This window comes from Paraburkholderia sp. RL18-085-BIA-A (assembly GCF_046027075.1).
GTDB lineage: Bacteria > Pseudomonadota > Gammaproteobacteria > Burkholderiales > Burkholderiaceae > Paraburkholderia.
Window position 1 is genome coordinate 26,963 of sequence record NZ_JARESU010000047.1, and the last position, 23,441, is coordinate 50,403.

The window sequence follows — 23,441 nt, forward strand, 5'->3', positions numbered from 1 at the left end:
ACGGCTGGCGCTGGCGTCGCCAGCGTGATTACTGCAACGCCATCGCCAGCACGCGCGCCACGTGGATCGCGTCGACACCCGCGCCATCGTGGATCTGATGCCGGCAACTCGTGCCGTCGGCGACCATCACCGTATTGCCGTCGATCTTGCGCACCGCCGGCAGCAGCGACAATTCCGCCATCGCCTGCGACGTCGCGTAGTGCTCGGCTTCGTAGCCGAAGCTGCCAGCCATTCCGCAGCACGACGATTCCACCGTCGATACCTTCAGCTCGGGAATCCACTTCAGCACCGTCTGCACGGGCGTGAACGCGTCGAACGCCTTCTGATGGCAATGACCATGCACCAGCGCCTCTCGCGCGGCCAACGGCTTCAACGCAAGCCGCAAGCGGCCGGCCTTTTCCTCGCGCACCAGAAACTCCTCGAATAGAAACGCGTGCTGCGAAAGCCGCTGCGCTTCTTCGCCGAAGCCATAGTGCAGAAACTCGTCGCGCAACGACAGCAGACACGAGGGCTCCAGCCCGACCACCGGCACGCCCCGCTCGACGAACGGCCTGAACAGATCGAGCATGCGCCGCGCTTCCTGCTTGGCTTCATCGACCAGACCCGCAGCAAGGAACGTGCGCCCGCAGCACACTGGGCGCTCGCCCTGGCGTACGTTGAAGTGCACCGTGTAGCCGGCGGCCTCCAGCACTTGTTGCGCGGCGCGCGCGTTATCCGGTTCCATGTTGTTGTTGAACGTGTCGACGAACAGCAGCACTTCTTTCAACGCGCCGCTGCGAGCCGCTTTGCGTCGCACCGCATCGGACAGAAACGACTTCCTGAAGCGCGGCAAACTCCGCTCGGGCGCGAAGCCCACGGACCGCTTGAACCACGCCGACAACACCGGCACCTTATCGGCCAGCGCCATCAAACCTGGCATACGGCTCGCGGCGGCGGCATAGCGCGGCATGAACGCGACCAGCCTGTCACGCAGACGCAGGCCATGCCGCTTGACGCGCGCCGCCCGCGCCTCGATCTTGAACTTCGCCATGTCGATGCCGGTCGGGCAATCGCGCTTGCAGCCCTTGCACGACACGCATAGATCGAGCGTTTCCTTGACGTCGTCGCTCGCGAGACCGGCTTCGCCGAGCTGACCGGAGATCGCGAGGCGCAACGTATTCGCGCGACCACGCGTGACGTGCTGCTCATCCTTCGTCACGCGATAGCTCGGGCACATCGTGCCCGCGTCGAACTTGCGGCAGTGGCCATTGTTGTTGCACATCTCCACGGCCTTCGCGAGGCCACCGGACAGATCGTTGCCGCTGCCGGGCCGCGTCTCCTGTCCGGTCAACGGATCGCGCTCGACGTTCCATGCCGACCAGTCGAGCGCCGTATCGATGCGATGCTCCTTGTAGCCCGGCGCAAAGCGGAAATTACGCGCGTCGTCCATCTTCGGCGGACGCACCATCTTGTCGGGATTGAAGCGATTGTCCGGATCGAACAGCGTCTTGATCTCGCTGAACGCCTGGTTCAGCCGCGGCCCGTATTGCCACGCGACCCATTCGCCGCGGCATAGCCCGTCACCGTGTTCGCCCGAATAGGCGCCCTTGTATTCGCGCACCAGCGCCGCCGCTTCGTCGGCGATCGCGCGCATCTTCACCGCGCCGTCGCGGCGCATGTCGAGAATCGGCCGCACGTGCAGCGTGCCGACGCTCGCATGTGCGTACCAGGTGCCCTCGGTGCCATGCCGATGAAACACCTCAGTCAGACGGCTCGTGTAGTCGGCCAGATGTTCGAGCGGCACCGCGCAATCTTCGATGAAGGAGACTGGCTTGCCGTCGCCCTTCATGCTCATCATGATGTTCAGCCCGGCCTTGCGGACTTCCCACAACGCCTTCTGCTCGTTCGCGTCCGGCATCTCGACGACCGAACCGGGCAAGCCGAGATCGGCCATCAGTTCCGTGAGTTGCTTGAGCGACGCGAACTGCGCGTCGCGATCCTCGCCCGCGAACTCCACCAGCAGAATCGCCTGCGGCTCGCCGACCAACGCGCGGCCGATCACCGGACGGAACGCGGGATTGCTCATCGCCAGATCGATCATCGTGCGATCGACCAGTTCCACCGCCACCGGCTTCAGCTTGACGATGTGCTGCGTCAGTTCCATCGACTGCCGGAACGTCGGAAAGTTGACCACGCCGAGCGTTTTATGCGCGGGCAGGGGTGCGAGCCTGAGCGTCAATTGCCGGCTGAACGCGAGCGTGCCTTCCGAGCCGACCAGCAGATGCGCGAGATTCGCGATGCCGTCATCCGTATAAGCGCGCGGGTTCTGGCAATCGAACAGGTCGATGTTGTAGCCCGCCACGCGCCGCAACACCTTCGGCACGCGCGCGACGATTTCATCGCGCTCGCGTTGAGCGATGCGCGTCACGCCTTCGAGAATCTGCTGCAAGCGCGCGCCTTGCGGCGTTTCGCGCAGCGACGCGAAGCGCGCTTCGCTGCCGTCGGCGAGGATCGCGTCGATCGCGTCGACGTTGTGCACCATGTTGCCGTATTCGATCGAGCGCGAGCCGCACGAGTTGTTGCCGGCCATCCCGCCAATCGTGCACTGCGCCGCCGTCGACACGTCCACCGGAAACCACAGGCCGTGCGGCTTGAGCCACGCGTTCAGATGATCCAGCACGACGCCGGGCTCGACCGTCACGGTGCGCGCTTTTGCATCGAACGCGACGATGTTGTTCAGCCACTTGCTCGTGTCGATCACCAACGCTTCGCCGACCGTCTGGCCGCATTGGCTAGTGCCCGCGCCGCGCGCGAGCAACGGCACTTTCTCGCTGCGGGCGATCTCCAGTGCGATGCGCAGATCGTCCTGATCGCGCGGCACCACCACGCCGACCGGCATGATCTGATAGATCGACGCGTCGGTTGCGTAACGGCCGCGGCTCGCCGCATCGAACAGCACGTCGCCGCGCAGCGACTTGCGCAGATGCTGTGCGAGCGGACTCGTCAGGCGCGCGGCGGACGGGACCAGATGAATCGGCTTGACGAGTAAAGCGGAAGTGGGGTTCGTCATATCGTCGGCCTGTGGAAAAGCTGGGGAATTGAAAAGCGGGCGAAGCCGCTTAGTACAACGTCACGCTGACCGGCGCGAGTCCTTCGATGCGCCCGCTCGCCGTGCCCGCCTCGCGCGGAAAAAACATCCCCGTGTACGACCCCGTGGTCACGACCATCTCCGGTGTCACCGCGATGCCGCGCGAACTCGCGTGATTGACGAGCCACGTCAGCAAGCGCCGCGGATCGCCGGCCGGATTCGCGGGCGCGGTTTCGACCACATCGTGTCCGTCGAAACTAAAATGCAACGACGGCGCGACGAACGGAAAGTCCTCGCGATACGGCATGAACTCGCCGACGATCAGCGCGCCGTGATTCTGCAAGTCCGCGAGTTGCGCGAGCTTGTCGATGTCGGGCCACGCGGCATAGCGGCTCGCGACGACTTCGATGGTCGCGCCGATCGAACCGATGCCCGCCTTCACTTCGTCTTCGCTATAAGGCGTGGTGGACGGCTCGAAGCGGCGGCCGAAGCGAAACGCGATCTCCAGTTCGAGCCCGAGCGGCGCGAAGCCTTCACGCGGCAAACGCGCCCCATCTGCGTGCAGGTCGACATCGGGCAACGGCGCGCCCTGGATCGGGCCGCTCGCGGACTTCGCGCCGATCTTCCAGCCGCCGATCCGCGCGCCGGACGCGCTCAGGATCTCGTGCTGGATCGCATAGGCCGCGCTGGCGTCCGCTGGGATTTGTTCCGGCGGCAACGTGTCGAGCGTGACGCGAACGCGGCGTGCATCGGCAAGACGCCGGCTGAGTGATGAGGTCATGTCTTTAATCGCGAACAGTGAGTGAACAGTGGATTGCGCTTACACGCCCATGCGGGTGGAGACTTGCGCGTTGTCCGCGGCATCGAGCGTGAACTTGCTTTCCGGCTGCATGCGAAACGCCAGCACCACGCCGACGCCCATTAACAGTATGCTGCCGACGAACGGCAAATCCCAGTTGCCGAAGTAGTCGATCAGAAAGCCGCCGACTACCGGCGAGATGATCGCGGCCAGCGCCGAACCGGTGTTCATCATGCCGCTCGCGGTGCCGGCAAATTCCGGCGCGATGTCCATCGGAATCGCCCACATCGGGCCGATCGTCATTTCGGCGAAGAAGAAGCCGGACGCGAGACACGCAATCGACAGATACAGGTTGTGCGTGAACATCAGCGGAATCAGCGAGAGCAGGCAGAACAGCATGCAAATGGACACCATCCAGCTGCGCGCGCGTTTCAGGCTGCCGGTGCGCTTGAAGATCCAGTCGGTCACGATGCCGCCGAGCGTATCGCCGAGCACGCCGGCGAAGAACACCACCGACGCGAAGATCGCCGACTTCTGCAATTGCAGATGATGGTTGCGCAGGAAGTACAGCGGAATCCAGCTCAGGAACAGCCACAGTGTCCAGCCGTAGCAGAAGTACACGACCGTAACCGGCGCCATGCGGCGAAACAGTTTGCTCCACGGCACGCCGGCCGCTTTCGGCTTCGGCGTGGGCAGCACGGCGAGTTCTTCAGTCGTGATGCGCGGATGATCTTTCGGATGTTCGGTGAAGGTGAATGCCCACACGGCGACCCACAACAGGCTCAACACACCGCAGATGTAGAACGATTCGCGCCAGCCCCAGGTTGCCATCACCAGCACGATCAGCGCGGGCGCGATCGCATTGCCGATGCGCGACGCCGCATGCGTGATGCCCTGCGCGAAGCCGCGGTTTTCCTTCGCGACCCAGCGCGACATGGCGGACGTCGCGGCGGGAAACGTGGCGCCCTCGCCGAAGCCGAGCAGCACGCGCGCGGCCAGCAACGAGGCGAGGCCGCCGGCGAGGCCGGTCAGCACGGTGGCCACGCCCCAGATCGCGCCGCACCACAGCAGCGTGCGTTTCGCGCCGAAGCGGTCGCTCACCCAGCCGCCTATCACCTGAAAGATCAGATACGGATACGCAAAGGCCGAGAACACGAGGCCGACCTGCGTATGCGAGAGCTGAAATTCCTTGCCGAAGCCGGCGGCCGCGGTGCTGACGTTCACGCGGTCGAGGTAGGTGATGAAGTACATGATGCATAGCATCAACAGCACGATACTGGGTGCACTGGTCAAACGAAACCGCCTCATCGTCTCTCTCCATTGCATGTGTCGACGGCGCGCCTGGGATGGCGCGCTGCGTCGTTGACCGGCAGCGGCACACGTCGCTGCGGACGTCTTGCATGATGTTCTGCCCGCGTTCTATGCGCGGCTTTTTTAGTCTCGGGGGAAGTGCTCCCCGCCTTCCCTTTCCGCCTGCTGCTTATTGCTTGTTCTTTTTAAGGCTGACGGCGCGGCACTTGCGGCGCGCGCCGTGCGATTGCGCGCGGCGCGCTTCAGGCCGCGGCTTTCAGTCCCGAGGCCTTGGTCGGCTGGCTCAACCACTCCATAGCGGCAGGCAAGCCGCTTTCCTTGAGCGGCACACCCGCGAGACGCAGACCCATTTCGCAACCAGCCAGCGTGGCGAGCAGCATCAGGTCGTTGCAATCGCCCAGGTGGCCGATGCGGAACATGCGGCCTTTCATCTTGCCGAGGCCCGTGCCGAGCGACATGTCGAAGCGTTCGTAGATGATCTTGCGCACCGCGTCGGCATCGACGCCGTCGGGCATCATCACGCCGGTCAGCACCGGGCTATACACGGCCGGGTCCGCGCACTGGATCTCCAGGCCCCACGCGCGCACCGCGCGGCGGGTCGCTTCGGCGAGACGCTCGTGACGGGCGAACACGTTGTCGAGCCCTTCGCCGAGAATCATCTCCAGCGCTTCGTGCAAGCCGTAGAGCAGGTTCGTGTTCGGCGTGTACGGCCAGTAGCCGGTCTTGTTCATCTCGACGATTTCGCTCCAGTCCCAGAAGCTGCGCGGCAGTTTCGCGTGCTTGCTGGCGGCCAGCGCTTTCGGCGAGATTGCGTTGAAGCTGATGCCCGGCGGCAGCATCAAACCCTTTTGCGAGCCCGACACGGTCACGTCGACGCCCCATTCGTCGTGGCGATAGTCGGCGCATGCGAGACCCGAGATCGTGTCGACCAAGAGCAGCGCCGGATGGCCCGCGGCGTCGATTGCGCGGCGCACGGCGGCGATATCCGACGTGACGCCAGTGGACGTTTCGTTATGCACGACGCACACCGCCTTGATTGCGTGCTGGGAGTCGGCGCGCAGACGCTCTTCGATCATCTGCGGCTGCACCCCGCGCCGCCAGCCTTCGATACCGGCCAAGCCGAGAAACTCGGGCTTGAGGCCAAGGCTTTCCGCCATCTTTTTCCACAGCGTCGCGAAGTGGCCGGTCTCGAACATGAGCACCTGATCGCCGGGGCTCAGCGTGTTGGACAGCGCGGCTTCCCATGCGCCCGTGCCGGACGCCGGATAAATCACCACGGGTTGCTGCGTCTTGAAGATCTTCTTGATGCCGTCGAGCACCTTCAGACCGAGCTCGCCGAACTCCGGGCCGCGATGGTCGATGGTGGGATTGCTCATTGCCCGGAGGATCCGGTCCGGCACCGGGCTCGGACCCGGAATCTGCAAAAAGTGACGACCAGCGGGATGAAAGTCTAGTTTGAGCATTTGGCTCCTCCGATTGAATTTTGCATGCAAAAAACTATATCAGACGAAGTGCTACGTTCCCAAGACGAAATTAGCGCCCAGAGACCCGTGTTTACCCGCGCTATTAACTAATCTTTCAGCTTCCGATAAAATCCCACTCATGTTAGATGAGGGTTTTTGTATGCAAAATTCGGATTTCAATGCGGGTGTCACCGCGTCCCCGCTGATGCCGAAGGTCGAGCGGCAGCGCCTGCACGACACGGTGGTGGAGCACATCCGCCGCTTTATCGTCGAAGGGGCGCTGGAGCCGGGCAAGAAACTGAATGAGCGGGAGCTGTGCGAAACGCTCGGCATTTCACGCACGCCGCTGCGCGAAGCGCTGAAGGTGTTGGCCGCAGAAGGGCTGATCGAGATTTCGCCGAATCGCGGCGCGTCGGTGTCGAAGATGTCTGAGGCGGAGTTGCGCGAGACCTTCGAATTGATGAGCGGTCTCGAAGCGTTTTCCGGCGAGCTGGCGGCGGAGCGCATGACCGCCGCCGAGCTGGCCGAGATCAAGGCGCTGCACTACGCGATGCTCGCGTGCCGCACCCAGAACGATCTGCCTGGCTACTACAGCCGCAACCAGGCGATCCACGACAAGATCAATGAGGCGGCGCGCAATTCAGCGCTGCGCCAGACGTATATCGCGGTGAACCGGCGCTTGCAGGCGCTCAGGTTCCGCTCGAATTTCCAGACCCCCAAGTGGGACAGTGCGATTCACGATCACGACGAGATGCTGAAGGCGCTCGAAGCGCGCGACGGCAAGAAGCTGAGTGCCATTCTGCGACAGCATCTGCTCGACAAGCGCGATGCGGTTTTGCAAGTGCAGTCGCAGGAAACGGCGGCGGCTTCGCCATTGAAGACTTAAGCCACCTAAAGGTGTTTTGCGTTCGGCGTCGTGACGGCCGGCGCCGTCCGAACGCCCGCGTCGAACGCAAAAACTTGTCCACCTAAAATGTTCGCAAGCCTGTGGACAACGTTCGCATATCCGAGCCAAGTGGTTGATGAAGCAGCAGTATCGGCTTGCGGCTCATGTGTAGGCACGGTGGGTCGTTACGTGGTCCTTGACGCTGCGGAATCCGTTTAGCAAGGACGCCATACGAGCCGCGTCCGACGCCACTCCTAGTTGTCCACATAATTTGGGCACAAGCCTGTGGACAACCTGCGCACAGCCCAGCCAAGTGATTGATGCCACAAGGCTATCTTCTACCGGCTCAGTCGCGTGCAGCACCCGGCGCATCGTTTTTCCGAATGCCAACAGGCCGCCCGCGCTTATTCAAATCACGCTCACTGCGCCACTTCCTCCTTACGCCGCAGCGACTCGGGCAATCCGTACAACACGATCAACGCGCAAACCACGCTCATCGCGCCGATCACGTACAGCGCCGGCGTGGTGCTTCCGGTCAGATCCATTACACGCCCCACCATGACCGGGCTTACGATCCCGCCAAGCTGTCCCAGCGTATTGATCAACGCGATCCCGCCGGCCGCGCCGGCGCCCGTCAGGAGCTTGGGCGGCAGCGCCCAGAAGGCCGGAATCGATGCCACCACACCCGCGCCCATCACGGCCAGCGCGACGACCAGCAAGCCGGTCTGCTTGTCGAAGAACCCCGCGGCAAAGAAGCCGATCGCCGACATCACCAGCAAGCCGAACACGAACTTGCGCCGCTCGCCGGTCGCGTCGGACAGGCGTCCCACCACCACCATGCAGATCGCGCCGCACACGTAAGGCACCGCCGTCAGCAAGCCGATGAAGGTCGGGTTGTGAGTGCCCGACACTCGAATCAGATGCGGCGCCCAAAAATTCAAACCGTACGACGCCACCTGAATCAGGAAGTAAATCAGGCCCAGCGTGAGAAAGCCGGGTGTCCTGATGGCACCCATCAGCGAACGCCCCACGTCGTGATGACGGCTTTGCTGCGCAATCTGTGCCGTCAGAAAAGTCTTCTCCGACGACGACAGCCAGCCCGCGTCCTCGATACGATCCTTCAGCAGCTTCAACACCATGAAGCCGAGTACGACACACGGCAGCCCGCCGAGCAGAAACAGCCAGTGCCAGCCCGGCATGCCGAGTACGCCATTCATGTGCCCGATCACCAGGCCCGCGAGCGGCGCGCCGACCAGGCCCGAGAACGCGGATGCGAGAAACAGCATCGACGTGATACGCCCGCGATAGCTCGGCGGGAACCACAGCGTCAGGTAATACAGCACGCCAGGCGCAAAGCCTGCTTCCATCGCGCCGATCACGAAACGCAGTCCGTAGAACTGCCATTCGTTGCTGACGAACACCATTGCCGCCGTCGCGAGGCCCCACGAAATCATGATCCGCGCGATCCAGCGCCGCGCGCCGACCTTGTACAGAAACAGATTGCTCGGCACTTCGAACAGCACATAGCCGATCACGAACAGACTCGCGCCCAGACCATACGCGGTATCGGACAAGCCGAGATCGCTCTGCAACTGGAACTTCGCGAAGCTGATGTTGATGCGGTCGAAGAACGCGAACAGATAGCAGATCATGATGAGCGGCATCAGCCGCCATGCAACTTTACGGATGATGGCCGCGGCATCGTCCGCGCTGTGCTCACGGCTGCCGCTTGCGACTGCGCCCAGGTCACTCATGCTTGTCTCCAATGCCGGATTCGGCGAGGCCGTCCGGTCGTTTAATCAGTTAATGGTCAGGGGATGTTCAGATCTGTAGAACGTATTCAGGTACCGGATGCAGGTCGCAATTGCGGCCCGCCTTCGCGAGTTGCCCCGGCACGTCGTGACCGAGCAAGCCGGGCAAACCGCGCGACAGCGCGATGAGCTTTTCCAGATCGATCGCGGTGGGGATGCCCATCTCGTCGCACAGATTCACGAGGTCTTCCGTGCAGATGTTGCCGGATGCGCCCGGCGCGAACGGGCAGCCGCCCAGGCCGCCCAATGCGGCGTCGAAGCGGCGCGCGCCGGCATCGTAGGCCGCCAGCACGTTGGCGAGGCCGAGCCCCCGCGTGTTGTGAAAGTGCAGCGTGAGCGCCGCGGCCGGCAGCCGTCCGAGCACGCGCGTCACCAACCGCGCCACCTGGCGAGGGTTTGCCATGCCGGTCGTGTCGGCGAGCGTGATGCCTTCGATGCCCATCTCGCGATAGGTATCGACAATGCCGACCACGCGGTCTTCGTCGATCCGTCCTTCGAACGGACAGCCGAACGCAGTTGCCACCGTCGCGTTCAGCAGCACGCCCGAACCCTTGACGTGCCGCACGATGTCATCGAACGCCAGCAGCGACGACTCGCAACTCATGCGCATGTTGGCGCGGTTGTGGGTCTGACTCGCGGACATCACGAGATTCAGTTCGTCGGCGCGCGCGGCGAGTGCACGCTCGGCGCCCTTCAGGTTCGGCACCAGCGCAACGTAGATCACGCCGGGATGCCGCTCGATCTGCTGGAACACGGCCTCGCCGTCGCGCAATGCCGGAATCGCTTTCGGCGACACGAATGAGCCGGCCTCGATACGCGTGAAACCGGCGGTGGATAGCGCGTCGATCAGCGCGATCTTGTCGGTGGTCTCGACCCACGTAGGTTCGATCTGCAAGCCGTCGCGCGGCGACACTTCCTGCACGATCAGCTTGTCGAACTGGGTGTCATGAATGGGGGCGCTCATTGCACAGCTCCTTCGCGGCGCAGCCGCTCGATGTCTTCGTTGGCGAATCCGAGTTCGGCGAGCACGCTGCCGGTGTGCTCGCCGAGCGACGGTCCTTGCCAGCGCACTTCGCCCGGCGTGTCCGAAAGCTTCGGCACGATGCCCGGCATCTTCACCGACGCGCCGCCCGGCAATTCCGCCTGCAGCAACATGTCGCGCGCCTGGTAGTGCGGGTCGGCGACGATATCGGCCACCGAATAGATCCGGCCCGCCGGCACTTCGGCGCTTTCGAGCGCGGCCAGCACGTCGTCGATTGCGTGGTGCGAGGTCCATGCGCTGATGGCCTCATCGAGCAGCGCGCATTGCTTTACGCGGCCGTCGTTGTACGCGAGCGCGGGGTCGTCGGCGAGATCGGGGCGGCCGATCAGATGCATCAGGCGCTTGAAGATCGGGTCGCTGTTGCCGGCGATCACGACGTAGCCGTCGTCTTCGGTGCGATAAGTGTTAGAAGGCGCGATGCCCGGCAACGCGCCGCCGCTGCGCTCGCGCACATGGCCGAGCAGATCGTATTCCGGCACGAGGCTTTCCATCAGATTGAACACGCTCTCAACCAGCGACACGTCGACCACCTGGCCTTCGCCCTGGCCCGTCTTCACGCGCAGCAGCGACATCAGCGCGCCGATCACGCCATGCAGTGAAGCGAGCGAATCGCCGAGACTCACGCCGACGCGCGCCGGCGCACCGTCCACTTCGCCGGTCGTATAACGGATCCCGCCCATCGCTTCGCCGATCGCGCCGAAGCCCGGCCGGTCGCGATACGGGCCGGACTGGCCGTAGCCGGAGATGCGGACCATCGTCAGTTTCGGGTTGATCGCGTGCAGCACGTCCCAGCCAAGGCCGAGCTTTTCGAGCGCGCCGGGACGCAGATTTTCGATCACCACATCGGCTTCGGCGGCGAGCCGCTTGACAATCTCGACGCCGTCTGCCGACTTCAGATTCACGCACACCGACTTCTTGTTGCGCGACTGCAGATACCACCAGAGCGAGGTGCCTTCATGCAGCTTGCGCCATTTGCGAAGGGGGTCGCCGGTTTCGGGCGCTTCGATCTTGATGACGTCGGCGCCGAACTCGGCCATGAGGCGCGCGGCAAACGGCGCGGCGATGAGGGTTCCGATCTCGACGACGCGAATACCCTGAAGGGGTCCACCCATGATGCTGTCTCCGAAGCTGGTTTCGTGTTGGGAGACAGCTTAGGAGCGGCGCGGCGACGGCGTCCAACCGCAATTCGCCAACGACCGTTCGCGAACGGCGAACGCTCAGCGTTTGGCGGCGGCCGGCGGGGCTTTGGGGGATACGGTGGCGGCGTCGGTGGCTTTGGCGGCTTCCGCTGCTTCGATCGAGCCCAGGTGGTCGAACAACAGGCGGCTCACCGGCGAAAGCGCGTCGACATCGCGCACCACCAGCACGAGGCTGCGCTCGGACCAATCGTCCTCGAGCGGCGCGCCGGCGAGTCCGAGCGGGGCGCCCATCAGTTCGAACACCTTGCGCGGCAACACGCCGACGCCCATGCCGGCCTGCACCATCCGGCAAACCGCGTCGAACCCCGGCACATGGATGCGCAAGCGCAGCGGCTTGCCGGCCTGCCGCGCGGCCAGGTGAGTGCGGGCGTTGATCGAACTCGCGGCATGCAGGCCGACGTGATCGCCGTCCAGGGTTTCGGCGAAGGCGATACTGGCCCGCCCCGCCAACGGATGATCGTCGCGCATCACGAGCACCAGCGAGTCGTGCCGATAGTGCGTCACGTGCAGCTCGTGCGTGTCGGCGTCGCCGGAACAGATGCCGAGATCGGCGAGGCTGTCGTCGACGGCTTCGACCACGCCGCCGCTCGGCCGCTCTTCGAGGTCGAGCTTGACGCGCTCGTGCTGCAACTGGAACGCGCGCAAATCCTCGGGCAGAAATTCGACAATCGCCGACAGATTGGCCATCATCCGCACGTAGCCGCGCACGCCGCTCGCATGACCGGCCAGCTCGATGCCGATGTTCTCGATGTCGCGCATAACGCGGCGCGCGTGATGCAGCAGCGTTTCGCCGGCCGGCGTCAACGTCATGCCGCGCGCGTTGCGCTGAAACAGCGTGGCGCCAACCGCCTGTTCGAGTTCGAGTAGACGCTTGCTCGCGGCGGACACGGCAATCGCCTCGCGCTCGGCGGCACGCGTGAGCGTGCCTTCTTCGTAGACGGCGAGAAAGAGCTGAAGCGTGGTGAGGTCGAGCCTTCGGAGAAGGTTTTTAATTACCATAGCGGGGCGCCGCGTTGTGTGCGAGTCATCTATTCTGACGCCAGACGCGCAAAATAGGGCAGCGCCCTGTCAATCGCTCAATCCTTCCAGACCGAGCCGAGAATCATCGTGCAAAAATTCTCGCGATGGTAATGCGGATCTTTCAGCGCCAGCACATCCGTCTTCACGTTGCCGAAGGTCGTCTCCGGTTTGTGAATCGTGCCGTGCGCGATCGCGTCGATGATGCCTTCCTTGAAAGGCGCGCCACGCGGATGCGCGTGGAACACCTCGTGACGCTGACAGCGCGACCACCGGCTTCATATGCTACGGAATGCCAGGTGTGGTGTGCAGCGCGATCGAGTTCCACACCTGCTCGATGTCGTTCTCGCGGCTGCCATGGCGCCGCAGGAAATCGCGCGCCGCGTTCGCGCCATCCACTTCGAAGCGCTCGTGCTCGCGGCTATTCGGCGCAACGAGTACCATGTCGTGAAACATCGCGCCGATGTACAGTCGCTCGGAAACGTACTTCAACTGTTTGCGCTCGCCAGCCAGCGAGCCGAACAGAAAGACGCGCCGCGAGTTGTGATACAGCAGTTCGGTTTAGGCATCGCGCACGAGTTGCGTGGCTTCGCGCGCCGTCATGCTGTCGGCAATCTGAATGCCTGCGATCGTGGTCACGTGATGTATTCCGTGACGGATTCTGACGAACGGGACGCGCGATCCTCGCGACTTCAAAGCGCGTTTCGTATGCTCGTTTGCGGCGTTCCTGATACGGTTCAGGCCGCGCGTCCGAAGAAGCTCAGAATTGGTCAACGCTCCGCCACGGACAATCGCCACGGACCGTTGAACACTGCCAAAACGCGCCGCGTTGACCGCCGCGTCGCGCGAATTCCGTCCCTCGTCAAAGGAAGTGTTTTGATGCCCACTGTCGCGATCACGATCTTCCCCGGTGTGCAAGCGCTCGATGTCGCTGGTCCCGTCGATGTCTTTTCCGAAGCCAACCAGTTCATCGCGCCAGACCAGCACTACGAGGTCAAACTGGTGAGCGCGGAGTCCGCACCGCTGCGCGCGTCGAACGGTATGACGCTGATCGCCGACACCACGTTCGGCGACGCGTGCGAGCCGTTCGATCTCGCGCTGGTCGCGGGCGGCCCCGCGCTACCTCACGACCCCGCGCCCGATGCGCGCCTGCTCGACTGGCTGACGAACGTCGCCACACGCTGCGGCCACTACGGCTCGATCTGCACCGGCGCGTTCGCGCTCGGTCACGCCGGCTTGCTGGACGCGCGCAACGTCACGACGCACTGGCAACATGCGGCGCAACTGGCCGCGCAATTTCCGCACGCGCGTGTGGATTTCGATCGCATCTATCTGCGCGACGGGCCGCTTGTCACGTCGGCGGGCGTGACGGCCGGCATCGATCTGTCGCTCGCGCTGGTCGCGGAGGATCACGGTCCGCACATCGCGCTGGCCGTCGCCAAGCGGCTGGTGGTGTTCGCACAGCGCCAGGGCGGTCAGTCGCAATTCAGCCCCTACCTCACGGCGCCCGCCGACGACACCTCGCCGGTCGCCAGAGTCCAGGCGCACGTCATGGAACGGATTGGCGAGAGCTTCACCGTGAAGCAACTGGCCGATGTCGCGGGCATGAGCGCCCGAAACTTCGCCCGCGTGTTCGTGCAGGAGACTGGCGTGACGCCGCACGAATTCATCGAGCGGGCTCGCATGGATGCGGCGCGCAAGCTGCTCGAAAGCAGCGGCGCGGCGCTCAAGGCCGTTGCATACGATTGCGGCTTCGGCACCGCGGACCGCATGCGGATCGTGTTCGGCAAGCGCATCGGCGTGACGCCGATGCAGTATCGCGAGCGCTTTCGCTCGGCCTGAAAGCGCCGCGCAAGCAAACCTGTATGAGAGCGCCGCTGCGCGCATGAAACACTGCATGAGAAAATGACGGCCTTCGCAAGCCAACGCTCACAAGGACCGACATGACTTCCACTTCTACGATTCGCGCGATCGTCACTGGCCACACGCGCGGCCTGGGCGCGGCGCTCGCCGAACAACTGCTCGCGCGCAACGTCGCGGTGCTGGGCTTGTCGCGCTCGCGTCATACGACGCTCAACACGCGCTTCGCGGCCCAGTTCGAAGAAATCGAACTGGAACTGGCCGACCCCACGCGCGTTGCGCAATGGATCGCGACCGATGCGTTGCGCTCGTTCGCCAGCGGCGCGCAAACGGTCGTCCTGTTCAACAACGCGGGGATGGTGCAGCCCATTGGGCCGATCGAAGGGCAGGACGCGGCGGCTATCGGGAGCGCGGTGAGCCTGAACGTGGCCACGCCGCTGATGCTGGCAAGCGCGCTCGCCGGCGCCACCGCCAATGCGAGCGACCGGCGCATCGTGCACATTTCCAGCGGCGCTGCTCGCAATGCGTACGCTGGCTGGAGTATCTACTGCGCGACCAAGGCCGCGCTCGATCATCACGCGCGAGCCGTCTCGCTCGACGCGAATCGCGCGCTGCGTATTTGCAGTCTCGCGCCGGGCGTGATCGATACGAACATGCAGGCGGAGATTCGCGGCAGCGGCGAAGAGCAGTTCCCGATGCGCGCGAAATTCGAAGACCTCAAGCGCAACGGGCAGTTGTCGTCGCCGGACCAATGCGCCGCTCAACTGATCGACTACGCGCTTGGCGATGCGTTCGGGCAGACGCCGGTGGCCGACATTCGCGAGATCGCAAAGCCGGTGTGATGGTCGTGCCGGCGCTATCGGCGGCTCCCGAAAAGCCTCACCTTTGACACGAAACGGTGGGGATTCGGCGCAAGGCATCCACCGGATTACTCCCGAAAACGCTCACCTTTCGAGCTTGGGGGCACAGCGCAAAGGCATGCTGGGCTTGGCACGGAAGGTTCGGAATGGGCTACTCCCGCAAACTCTCACCTTTGGAGCGCGCGGAGTAGTCTGCATACCCAGGTAAGAGGTTGCAGGTTGGCGTGGTTCGCGCGTTGAAGAAAGCGCGCGGGTGATGAACTTCGCGCAGATGCCGTAGCCGACGCAATCGCGCAGCGCGCGTGCGTTGCGCTGTCTGTGCGCTGGACCACGTTACAGCGGGTCATGTGAGCCGTGAGCACATACGTGTGCAAGATCGTCGCCGGAATGTCCGCAGGCGAAAGGTGAGGCGCAACGGAGCATACGCACTCACGTATCGCTCATCGCGGCCGCGCTCCCGAATATCCTCACCTTTTGCGCAATCAGACTGCTGCGCACGGGCGGCCGCGCTCATTGAGTCGATCGATTTACCCCTGAAATCAAGGGGTTTCGACAAACATCGCGCCTACGCAACCGCCCTTTGAAAACATCTCGCTTGCCGCTCCCGAAAACCCTCACCGTTCAAGAGTCGCGCCACGCCTGAGCCGCTTAGCTCGCCAGCTTACGGAACGTTTCCAGCACCGCATCGCCCTTGAACGGCTTGACGATCCAGCCTTTGACGCCGGCCGCCTTACCGCGCTCCTTCATCGCCGGACTGCTCTCGGTCGTCAGCATGATGACGTTTACGGTCTTGTTCGCCATTTCGCCGCGAATCTTCTCGACCATCGTCAAGCCGTCCATATTCGGCATGTTGACGTCGCTGATCACGAGCTTGATGCCGGGACTGGCCTTCAGTTTGGCGAGACCGTCCTTGCCGTCCACCGCCGTATCGACATCCAAACCGTTCTTCTTCAGAAAGCCGGCCACTTCGTCGCGCACCGTGCTCGAATCATCCACCACCAGAATTTTCGACATGTTGTTTCCTTTGACACTACTCAGAACAGATCCAGTTCGCCTGCCGCGACCATCGCGCCAACATCGCCCGTGACTTCACTGAAGTCCTCCGGCGACCAGTTCAGGCTGAACACGAAACGTTGATGCAATCTGACCGCGCGGCCCGACTGCGGGTCTCTCAGCCAGTACATGAAGCACAGTTGCGGATTGCCGCTGCCGAACGAGATGTACTTATGCTTGTGATTCACCAGCAGCGGCACCTGCACATCACTGCGTTGCCACGCTTGCGCAACGCCGACGTAGCGGTTCTTGAACGAGCCCCACACGAGATTCGTCACTTCGCCGAGCACGCTATTCAGATCGCGGAAATCCGCCTCGCCGTCCGGTGCGTTGCCGGTCATCCGGTAACGGTCGAGCAGTTCGAGAATCGGCGCCTCTTCGGCCTGCATCATCATGTAGCCCCTGCACCACGCGCTTTCCAGCGGAATCAGGCTGAACACTTCGCCGAAGATAATGCGGTCGCGCACGATATGCGGCGTGTCGCACGTGATGGTCAGATCCTTGAACACGTCGCCGAGAATCGCCTGGGTCATCTCGGCGATGCCGCGCACCAGCGCGTTCGGATAATCGAGGCTGAAGATGTATTCGTCGATCACACGGCGCAGCGGCGCCATATCGTGCGCGACGTAAGCCGCGCAGATCACACGACGCAGGCTCTCGGGCAGGCCGTCCATGCTCGGGTCATGGTCCCGGCGCATGATGATCGGCAACTCGGGACGCACTGCGTTGATCCTGATCGCCAGTTCGGCGCTGGCCTCGGGCGAGCCGCCATAACTCTCGGCGAACAGAACCGCGCCCAGATCGATGTTCGAACGCAGCACCGACGGCAAGCGGTTCTTGCCCACTTTCACGCCGACCAGATGGCTCTCGTCGCAAAAGCGCTTCAGCGCATCCTTGTGCACCGGGCAGTCGTCCAACACCAGCACCTTGCTGACCGGTTCGTTGAAGTTCATTTCACTTTCCTGCTCACTTTCCTGCTCATTTCCCTGATTACGGCGGCGGTCGCTGCCGCGCTCAAAACAATTCCAGCTCGCCGCTGGTTTCTTCGACAGCGCTCGTGTCCGCAACGAAGTCGAGCGGCGCATGCGTGCACACGCACACAGTCGCGGCCAGCGGCACCGCACCGTTGAGCATGAGCGAATACGACGACACGTGCGCCGGTTTCAATTCATGCAGATGCGGCAGGCAACGCGCGTTCAACACATACGGCGTCGACATGCCAAGGTCCGAGAAATAGTGCAGCAGTTCCTGGTTCATCGCGCCGCAGCACAGGTTGCAGATTTCCAGAAATACTTCCTGGAAGGGCCGCTCGTCGCCGTCGTTCAGGTAATAGCCGCGCGTGGTGTCGTTTTCGTCGAAATGCAGAATCAGCAGCAGCCGGAACACGATCGACGAAATGGTCAGCACGACCACTTTCGATTCGCGGTTTATGCAAGCACCGGCTTTTGCCATCGGCGCGATCTCGCACAGGTCGCCGGCAGCCACCGGCAGACGCGCCTGCGCCGCCTTGCGGAAGATGCGATCGAAGCTGTCCTTCGCGTGGGCCGAGATCACATCGGCACCTTCTCGAGCTGCGCATGAAACCGGTTGGCGAGCGATTCGACGCTGGCGAGCGACGCCGCGATCATCTTGCCGCCCGCCTGGATGTCCTGGAACGTGGACGTCGTGGTCAAGTCGTTGCGGTGGAGGCTGTCGCGATAGCTCTTCGACAGCTCTTCGGAACGCGCGGCGAGCGCGCGCACTTCGCTTGCCACCACCGCGAAGCCGCGACCGGCCGGACCCGCGCGCGCCGCTTCGATCGACGCGTTCAGCGACACGATCACCACATGCCGCACGATCGACGACAGCTCCTGATTCTTCGCGTGCATGTCGTGGTTTTGCGTCATCAGCGAAATCATCTGCTCGTGCCAGCGCTCGAACGTCGCGCCGAGATGCTTCAGACGCGCGGCTTCGGCGGCGATCTGCCGCGCCTGGTTCGTCCACTGTTCGCGGTCGACGTTCACGACGTCGAGCGTTGCGCGCAGTTCGTCGGCGCTGGCCGATTGCTGCATCAGCTCGTCGCGCAGTTGCGCGGTCAAAGCGTGCAGCGTTTGCTCGGCCTGCTCGCGTTCACGCAGCGCTTCTCGATGAGCCGCGTGCTCCACTTCGAGCGTGTTGATTTGCGCTTGCGCTTCGGCGCGCAGCCGTGCCGTCAGCTTCGCGCTGTGCAGCTTGTGCGCGGTCCATGCCAGCAGCGCGGTCGATGCGCCGCCAGCCAGCGCCGCCAATAAGTACTGTTGAATCACAACCATTCCTTGCGAAGTCCGTCGATCCGCGCTTAGTTCGCCATCGCGTCGGCTTGCAGTTCGCCGGCTTCGCCAGTGTCCCCGCGCAATTGTTCACCCAACGTGTCGACGGCGACGCTGTCCGGCAGGCAGATGATCGTCTGGAACTGACGGAATGCCGCGCCCTTGTGGTCATCGGTAAAGCGCAGCTCGATGCCGCCGTGCTCGCGCCGCAGAAAGTCGCGCACGGCGTCCATGCCGACGCCGCGGCCCGACACTTCGGTGACCGTCTGCGCCGTCGAGAAACCCGGCCGGAAAATGAACTCGGCGATGGCCTCGTCGCTCAGCGTATCGTCGTTGCCGATCCAGCCGCGCTCCTGCGCGATCCCGCGAATCCGTTCGAGCGCGAGGCCGCGGCCGTCGTCGCTGAGCGTGAATTGCATTGCGCCGCTGTCCACGCCCACTTCGATATCGATCGTACCGGCCTGCGGCTTGCCTTGCGCGCTGCGCGCCTCGGCGGTTTCGATGCCGTGGTCGAGCGAATTGCGCAGCAGATGCATGAACACGTTGCTCAGCGTGCCGCCTGCGTCGCCGCGCAAGCGGTAGCCGTTGTCGTCGATTCGCACGTCCGGCGCCGGCTTGCCCAGCTCTTGCGCGAGCGACGGCAACGAATCCAGCACACCGGACAGCGCGTCGCCCACGCTCTGGCTGCCCAGTGCGCGCAGCGTGCGGCGCACTGCGTCGCGCATCGCTTGCAGTTCGTGGAGTTCGCCGGCATTGGTCTGCTCCAGCAGGCCCAGGGTGCGCTGAATCTCGTCTTTGTCGACCATCACGTAGCGGCCCGCATTGCCGGCGCGGTTAGCCGGGCCTTTGCTCTTGCGTCCGAGGCTCTGCTCGTTGATCTTCGCGTAGCTCTCGATCGCCTCGCGCACGCGCGTCAATTCGCGCATCAGATGCTCCTGATCCCACGAGCGATCCGCGTCCGGCTCGCGCAACTCGTGATAGCTGCGTTCGGTTTCGTGCACGACGTCGGTCAGATGTTGAAGGTTGTAGGTCCGCGCATTGCCCTTGATGGTGTGCATGTTGCGGAACAGCTCGGCAATCGCCGCGTGATCGGCTTCGGAATGCTTGCGAATGATGCGCTCGTTCTCGCTGACAAAGCCGGCCGAGCTTTCGATAAAGTGCTGGAACTTCTCTTCGCTGACCGCGAGAATCTCGCCGATCATGTCGAGACGGCGGCGCTGTTCGCTCGCTTCGGCCGCGAGCTTGCGCAGCTCGGTGACGTCGCGCACGCACAGCATCAGCCGCACCACGGTGTCGTCTTCATCGGTAATCGCCGACCAGCTCAGGTCGAGTATCTTCACCCGGCCATCCGGCATGCGCTTCTCAATCTCGCCAACCAGCAAGTGCTGATTAAACGCGAAGTTGATGCAGTCTTCGCCGAGGCACGCATGCGTTGCTGCGTCGATTTGCGAAAGCGCGTCGGCGCCCAGCTCGGTGTCCGCGAAAACCAGATCCATCAGCGCACGCCCGGCGATGTCCTTGGTTTCGAAGATGTCTTCCAGATACGCCGAGTACTCAGCGTGGATCAGCGCGCCGTCGACCACCGTCAGAATGCCCTGCTGCATGTTCTGCAACATCGCCTGGATGTCGGCGGTTTTCTGCTTGAGCTGCGCGGAGCTTTCCTGAATCTTCTCGATCATGCCGTTGAAGGCGACGATGGAGTGACCGATCTCATCGAGCCGCCCCACCGGCACCCGGCGCGTGAAGTCCTGGCTCGACGCGATCTCGCTCATCATGGCCTGCATGCGGCTTAACGGCCGGGTGATCTGGCGATACAACAGCGCGCCGATCGAAGTCAGCAAAATGATCGCGATGCCGGTGACGAACGCAATTGCCGTGGCGGTGGTCGCGAGCGTGGCGTTCAGCGACGTGATCGCGTCGTCTTTCTCGCGATTCTTCTCGACGCGCAAGGTTTCGACAATGCCTTCGAGTTCGTCGCGATACTGCGCGACGTTGGCGAACAGATACGCCTGCGCGAGTTCGTTCTTGCCGTCGGCCTTCATTTTCGCGGTCTCGGCAATCGCGGAAAAATAGTTCTCCAGACTGTCGTTCGCCTGGGCAACGAGGCCTTGTTGCGCGTGGCTTGCCGCCTGCTTGGCCTGCGTCGCGAGCGCCTGTTGCAGCGAGGCTTTCTTCTTCTTCAGCTCGTCCTGTGCCTGGGCGACCATGTTGGCGTCAGGCGCGTAGACCAGCGTCATCGTGGCGAGTTGCACGTCCTTGACTTGCGACACGAGGTCGGCGGAGGCGAGCGCGCTGGGCACCACGCCCTCCGTAACCTTGCGCACTTCGGCGGCGCCGCCGCGCGTCTGGTAGACGGCATAGCCGCTGATCGCCGACAACGCGACGAACATGAGAACAACCAATAGCGTGATGCGATGACGGATAGTCATTGGAACCCCCCGGGGTCTGGCCTTCGCGTTCGCTCTCGATCGGAGCGCGCGTTGTGTGCGAAACGTAATCTGACTTGCAGCGCTGCGGAGTATTGCCGATGCATATTACTGAGCGATGACTGCGTGGTTTTTGTGCACGCCAGCGGGGTGAAATTTCGTTCTCAAGTTTTCGTGCGAAAGGCCGTTAATTCAGGGCCTTTCTTTCGCGGCGAGGATGACGCGAGCCGGGCTTCGAGGAAGCGGTGGGGGTGGAAACCTCACCCGCGAGCACAGCCGTCAGCGCTCCCGAATTCCCTCACCTTTGCATCCGAAGTGCGCCGACAGGTAGCGAGATTCTCACCTAGCCGGCTCCCGAATCTTCTCACCTATGCGCTTTCAGCCGCTCTCCCAACCGCCGCCGAGCACCTTGTAAAGCGTCACGAAGGGCTTGCCGCGGCAGGCTGTCGGTCGCGAGTTGCTGCTGCGCGGTGAAGAGCGTGCGCTGCGCGTCGAGATACGTGAGAAAGGCGTCCGTGCCCGCCTTGTAGCGCGCTTCGGCGAGCGTGTAGTAGCGCTGCGCCGACGCCACATAGTCGCGATCCGCCTGCACCTGATCGACGTAAGGAGCGCGCGCCGTCAGTGCGTTCGACATTTCCTTGAACGCGGTCCGAATCGCGCTTTCGTAGTTCGCCACCTCGATCTGCTTCTCGATCTGGATTTTGCTCGCGAGACCGCGGACGCGTCGCCCAACACGAGCGTCGACGCGCAATGCCGCCGGCACTACGGCGACAGTCTCGCGGACGACGCGCTCGTGCGTTTCGACCTGCAAGCCGGCGATGGCTTCGGGCTGCCGCTCGTCGACCTCGACCGGGTTCTGACGACCCTCATTGAGAACGCGCTGACCTATTGCGAGATGCCAGTTGAAATCGCCACGTTAAGGCACGACGGGCATTACGCGCTGCGGGTGCGCGATCACGGCAGCGGCACTCCCGGCAATCAACTCGGGCGCGCGTTGCAACCGTTCGTGCGGCTCGATGAAGCGCGCAGCGGCGATGCGCACTGCGGGCTGGGGCTGGGGCTGGGGCTGGGGCTGGGGCTGGGGCTGGCGATCGTGCGACCACTCGTGCGGTATAACGGCGGCGGTTTTCATGCGGATAACGACGACGATGGGGGTTTTGCGGTGTCGATGACGTTTCGTGCTTAGGGTGGTCGTTTGACTTGTTGCTGAGGTTGTTTGCTGACGCTGCCTGAACGGTTCGCTGTTCAGGTAGCCGCGCGGTTACTGCATCGCTGCCGCAGCGTCGCTGCATGGTTGCCGCGCGACTCACGCCGGATTCATGCCTCAACCCTGCGCGACGTTGTCAGGAACGATGATCGCCCCACGCGGCCCGTCGCCTCCGCCCGGGCCACCACCGCCAGGTCCGCCGCCGCCTTGACCGCCACCGCCCCAACCCGGCGGCGGCCCCCACCAGCATCCGCTCAGGGTCGCGCTCAGAGCGGCCAGTGCCGCGATTGCCAACAACTTCTTCATGCTTTCTCCTTCGCTCAATCTACGGTCGCGCGACATCGTCGCTCGGGTGTCGAGTGACGATGCGAAGCGTCGTCCGCAACTTATCAATCGGCGGAAGATCATGCTTTACGGAGCCGTTACAAGCTCGGCCAGGAATCGCGGCTGAGGGACAACTGGTCCGCGTTGTATATCACCGCGCACGGCGGCTCACACGGCAATCGCGGCATCATGCAGGACAAGAGCACGCGCTCACGCTTTGTTCGTATATGGAAGAGGATGTAAGGAGATTGGCGGCTTCGGCCACATAGCGTGTGCACGATGAGTGAGTTCTTTGAAGGCGTGGCACGTCACCTTAAGGGGCTATGCGACGGACTCCCTGGAAATTCTCACCTCGGCATAGGTGCGAATTCAGCGTGGCAATCGCTCACCTCCTGGAATCGCTCACCTTTGCGGCTGATCTCCTGGAACGCCTCACCTTAAGGCACTTCCGGAGGCCTTCACGGTGCCGTTTGGCTCCTGGAACGGCTCACTTTCCAGCGAATAGGAAAACGTCTCCTGGAACTCCTCACCTTTGATCTCAGTTGAGGCGATCTCCTGGAATTCCTCACCTTTGCGCGCGACGGCATCATCTCCTGGGAACCCTCACCGTTCAGCGCGAGACCAGCATCTCCTGGAAATCCTCACCATCTTCGAATTTGCTGGTTGCTGCAACTGGCTTTGCGCTCCGCTGATGCGGTGTTCGACGTCGGGCCCGCTATTCACGCCGGCACCTCAGCGAGCCGTCGCGACGTTGCTACTTTGGAGACGGCGACTCTTCTGCAATGCCGGCTGTCAGTTCGAGCGCAGAACTCAGCCGCCAGAAGGGAT

17 protein-coding genes and 3 pseudogenes are annotated in these 23,441 nt (G+C 63.3%); 4 read left to right on the top strand and 16 right to left on the bottom strand.

The features are described from left to right. Positions 1-28: 28 nt before the first annotated feature. From P0D89_RS27135 to P0D89_RS27150, 4 genes are all read right to left on the bottom strand, one after another. Positions 29-3,049 carry an FAD-binding and (Fe-S)-binding domain-containing protein gene (locus P0D89_RS27135; RefSeq protein WP_408362423.1) on the bottom strand — a complete coding sequence of 1,007 codons (3,021 nt, stop codon included), beginning with the start codon at positions 3,047-3,049 and terminating at the stop codon, positions 29-31. Between the two features lie 49 nt (positions 3,050-3,098). Then, positions 3,099-3,848, bottom strand: a complete 750-nt coding sequence (locus tag P0D89_RS27140) for a 2-keto-4-pentenoate hydratase (RefSeq protein ID WP_408362424.1) — start codon at positions 3,846-3,848, stop codon at positions 3,099-3,101. Positions 3,849-3,887: 39 nt separating this feature from the next. After that, complete coding sequence (locus tag P0D89_RS27145; protein WP_408362425.1) at positions 3,888-5,174, bottom strand: MFS transporter; 1,287 nt, start codon at positions 5,172-5,174, stop codon at positions 3,888-3,890. 245 nt (positions 5,175-5,419) lie between these two features. Beyond that, the gene (locus P0D89_RS27150; RefSeq protein WP_408362426.1) at positions 5,420-6,640 is read right to left on the bottom strand and encodes a pyridoxal-phosphate-dependent aminotransferase family protein; all 1,221 of its coding nucleotides are present in this window, start codon (positions 6,638-6,640) and stop codon (positions 5,420-5,422) included. Between the two features lie 160 nt (positions 6,641-6,800). Here P0D89_RS27150 and P0D89_RS27155 point away from each other — a divergent pair, with 160 nt between their 5' ends. Further along, on the top strand, positions 6,801-7,526 hold the full coding sequence (locus P0D89_RS27155) for a GntR family transcriptional regulator (RefSeq protein WP_408362427.1): 726 nt from the start codon (positions 6,801-6,803) through the stop codon (positions 7,524-7,526). 419 nt (positions 7,527-7,945) lie between these two features. Here the strand turns inward: P0D89_RS27155 and P0D89_RS27160 are convergent, their stop codons facing one another. From P0D89_RS27160 to P0D89_RS27180, 5 genes and pseudogenes are all read right to left on the bottom strand, one after another. Next, the gene (locus P0D89_RS27160) at positions 7,946-9,280 is read right to left on the bottom strand and encodes an MFS transporter (protein ID WP_408377487.1); all 1,335 of its coding nucleotides are present in this window, start codon (positions 9,278-9,280) and stop codon (positions 7,946-7,948) included. Between the two features lie 67 nt (positions 9,281-9,347). Then, entirely contained in the window at positions 9,348-10,301 is a 954-nt protein-coding gene (locus P0D89_RS27165; RefSeq protein ID WP_408362429.1) for a hydroxymethylglutaryl-CoA lyase, read from the bottom strand. Continuing rightward, positions 10,298-11,491, bottom strand: a complete 1,194-nt coding sequence (locus P0D89_RS27170; protein WP_408362430.1) for a CaiB/BaiF CoA transferase family protein — start codon at positions 11,489-11,491, stop codon at positions 10,298-10,300. The genes P0D89_RS27165 and P0D89_RS27170 overlap by 4 nt, the downstream gene beginning before the upstream one ends. Positions 11,492-11,596: 105 nt before the next feature. Beyond that, positions 11,597-12,577 (bottom strand): LysR family transcriptional regulator, encoded by a 981-nt coding sequence (locus P0D89_RS27175; RefSeq protein WP_408362431.1) that lies wholly within the window; start codon positions 12,575-12,577, stop codon positions 11,597-11,599. 77 nt (positions 12,578-12,654) lie between these two features. After that, positions 12,655-13,150 (bottom strand): annotated as a pseudogene (locus P0D89_RS27180) (HD domain-containing protein). 324 nt (positions 13,151-13,474) lie between these two features. On the opposite strand from P0D89_RS27180, the gene P0D89_RS27185 reads away from it, so the two are divergent. Both P0D89_RS27185 and P0D89_RS27190 read left to right on the top strand, forming a co-directional pair. Beyond that, on the top strand, positions 13,475-14,437 hold the full coding sequence (locus tag P0D89_RS27185) for a GlxA family transcriptional regulator (protein WP_408362432.1): 963 nt from the start codon (positions 13,475-13,477) through the stop codon (positions 14,435-14,437). A 101-nt stretch (positions 14,438-14,538) separates the two neighbouring features. Beyond that, a complete protein-coding gene (locus P0D89_RS27190; protein ID WP_408362433.1) occupies positions 14,539-15,297 on the top strand; it encodes an SDR family oxidoreductase in 759 nt (252 codons plus the stop codon). 666 nt (positions 15,298-15,963) lie between these two features. Here the strand turns inward: P0D89_RS27190 and P0D89_RS27195 are convergent. From P0D89_RS27195 to P0D89_RS27220, 6 genes and pseudogenes are all read right to left on the bottom strand, one after another. Then, entirely contained in the window at positions 15,964-16,329 is a 366-nt protein-coding gene (locus tag P0D89_RS27195; RefSeq protein WP_408362434.1) for a response regulator, read from the bottom strand. Positions 16,330-16,349: 20 nt separating this feature from the next. Then, the gene (locus tag P0D89_RS27200; protein ID WP_408362435.1) at positions 16,350-17,321 is read right to left on the bottom strand and encodes a chemotaxis protein CheX; all 972 of its coding nucleotides are present in this window, start codon (positions 17,319-17,321) and stop codon (positions 16,350-16,352) included. A 61-nt stretch (positions 17,322-17,382) separates the two neighbouring features. Continuing rightward, on the bottom strand, positions 17,383-17,922 hold the full coding sequence (locus tag P0D89_RS27205) for a hypothetical protein (protein ID WP_408362436.1): 540 nt from the start codon (positions 17,920-17,922) through the stop codon (positions 17,383-17,385). After that, complete coding sequence (locus P0D89_RS27210) at positions 17,919-18,653, bottom strand: methyl-accepting chemotaxis protein (RefSeq protein WP_408362437.1); 735 nt, start codon at positions 18,651-18,653, stop codon at positions 17,919-17,921. The genes P0D89_RS27205 and P0D89_RS27210 overlap by 4 nt, the downstream gene beginning before the upstream one ends. 32 nt (positions 18,654-18,685) lie before the next feature. Beyond that, on the bottom strand, positions 18,686-21,085 hold the full coding sequence (locus P0D89_RS27215; RefSeq protein WP_408362439.1) for an ATP-binding protein: 2,400 nt from the start codon (positions 21,083-21,085) through the stop codon (positions 18,686-18,688). A gap of 375 nt (positions 21,086-21,460) precedes the next feature. Beyond that, positions 21,461-21,845, bottom strand: a pseudogene (locus P0D89_RS27220) (TolC family protein). On the opposite strand from P0D89_RS27220, the pseudogene P0D89_RS27225 reads away from it, so the two are divergent. Next, positions 21,777-22,268, top strand: a pseudogene (locus P0D89_RS27225) (ATP-binding protein); the annotation flags it as partial. The pseudogenes P0D89_RS27220 and P0D89_RS27225 sit on opposite strands and share 69 nt — an antisense overlap. Positions 22,269-22,406: 138 nt before the next feature. Here P0D89_RS27225 and P0D89_RS27230 read toward each other — a convergent pair. Continuing rightward, positions 22,407-22,595, bottom strand: a complete 189-nt coding sequence (locus tag P0D89_RS27230; protein WP_408362440.1) for a hypothetical protein — start codon at positions 22,593-22,595, stop codon at positions 22,407-22,409. Between the last annotated feature and the right edge of the window lie 846 nt (positions 22,596-23,441).

Excerpts from the sequence above, each read along its gene's own strand:
- P0D89_RS27135 (WP_408362423.1), bottom strand. The coding sequence starts at position 3,049 with ATGACGAACCCCACTTCCGCTTTACTCGTCAAGCCGATTCATCTGGTC.
- P0D89_RS27140 (WP_408362424.1), bottom strand. The coding sequence starts at position 3,848 with ATGACCTCATCACTCAGCCGGCGTCTTGCCGATGCACGCCGCGTTCGC.
- P0D89_RS27145 (WP_408362425.1), bottom strand. The coding sequence starts at position 5,174 with ATGAGGCGGTTTCGTTTGACCAGTGCACCCAGTATCGTGCTGTTGATG.
- P0D89_RS27150 (WP_408362426.1), bottom strand. The coding sequence starts at position 6,640 with ATGCTCAAACTAGACTTTCATCCCGCTGGTCGTCACTTTTTGCAGATT.
- P0D89_RS27155 (WP_408362427.1), top strand. The coding sequence starts at position 6,801 with ATGCAAAATTCGGATTTCAATGCGGGTGTCACCGCGTCCCCGCTGATG.
- P0D89_RS27160 (WP_408377487.1), bottom strand. The coding sequence starts at position 9,280 with ATGAGTGACCTGGGCGCAGTCGCAAGCGGCAGCCGTGAGCACAGCGCG.
- P0D89_RS27165 (WP_408362429.1), bottom strand. The coding sequence starts at position 10,301 with ATGAGCGCCCCCATTCATGACACCCAGTTCGACAAGCTGATCGTGCAG.
- P0D89_RS27170 (WP_408362430.1), bottom strand. The coding sequence starts at position 11,491 with ATGGGTGGACCCCTTCAGGGTATTCGCGTCGTCGAGATCGGAACCCTC.
- P0D89_RS27175 (WP_408362431.1), bottom strand. The coding sequence starts at position 12,577 with ATGGTAATTAAAAACCTTCTCCGAAGGCTCGACCTCACCACGCTTCAG.
- P0D89_RS27185 (WP_408362432.1), top strand. The coding sequence starts at position 13,475 with ATGCCCACTGTCGCGATCACGATCTTCCCCGGTGTGCAAGCGCTCGAT.
- P0D89_RS27190 (WP_408362433.1), top strand. The coding sequence starts at position 14,539 with ATGACTTCCACTTCTACGATTCGCGCGATCGTCACTGGCCACACGCGC.
- P0D89_RS27195 (WP_408362434.1), bottom strand. The coding sequence starts at position 16,329 with ATGTCGAAAATTCTGGTGGTGGATGATTCGAGCACGGTGCGCGACGAA.
- P0D89_RS27200 (WP_408362435.1), bottom strand. The coding sequence starts at position 17,321 with ATGAACTTCAACGAACCGGTCAGCAAGGTGCTGGTGTTGGACGACTGC.
- P0D89_RS27215 (WP_408362439.1), bottom strand. The coding sequence starts at position 21,085 with ATGACTATCCGTCATCGCATCACGCTATTGGTTGTTCTCATGTTCGTC.
- P0D89_RS27230 (WP_408362440.1), bottom strand. The coding sequence starts at position 22,595 with ATGAAGAAGTTGTTGGCAATCGCGGCACTGGCCGCTCTGAGCGCGACC.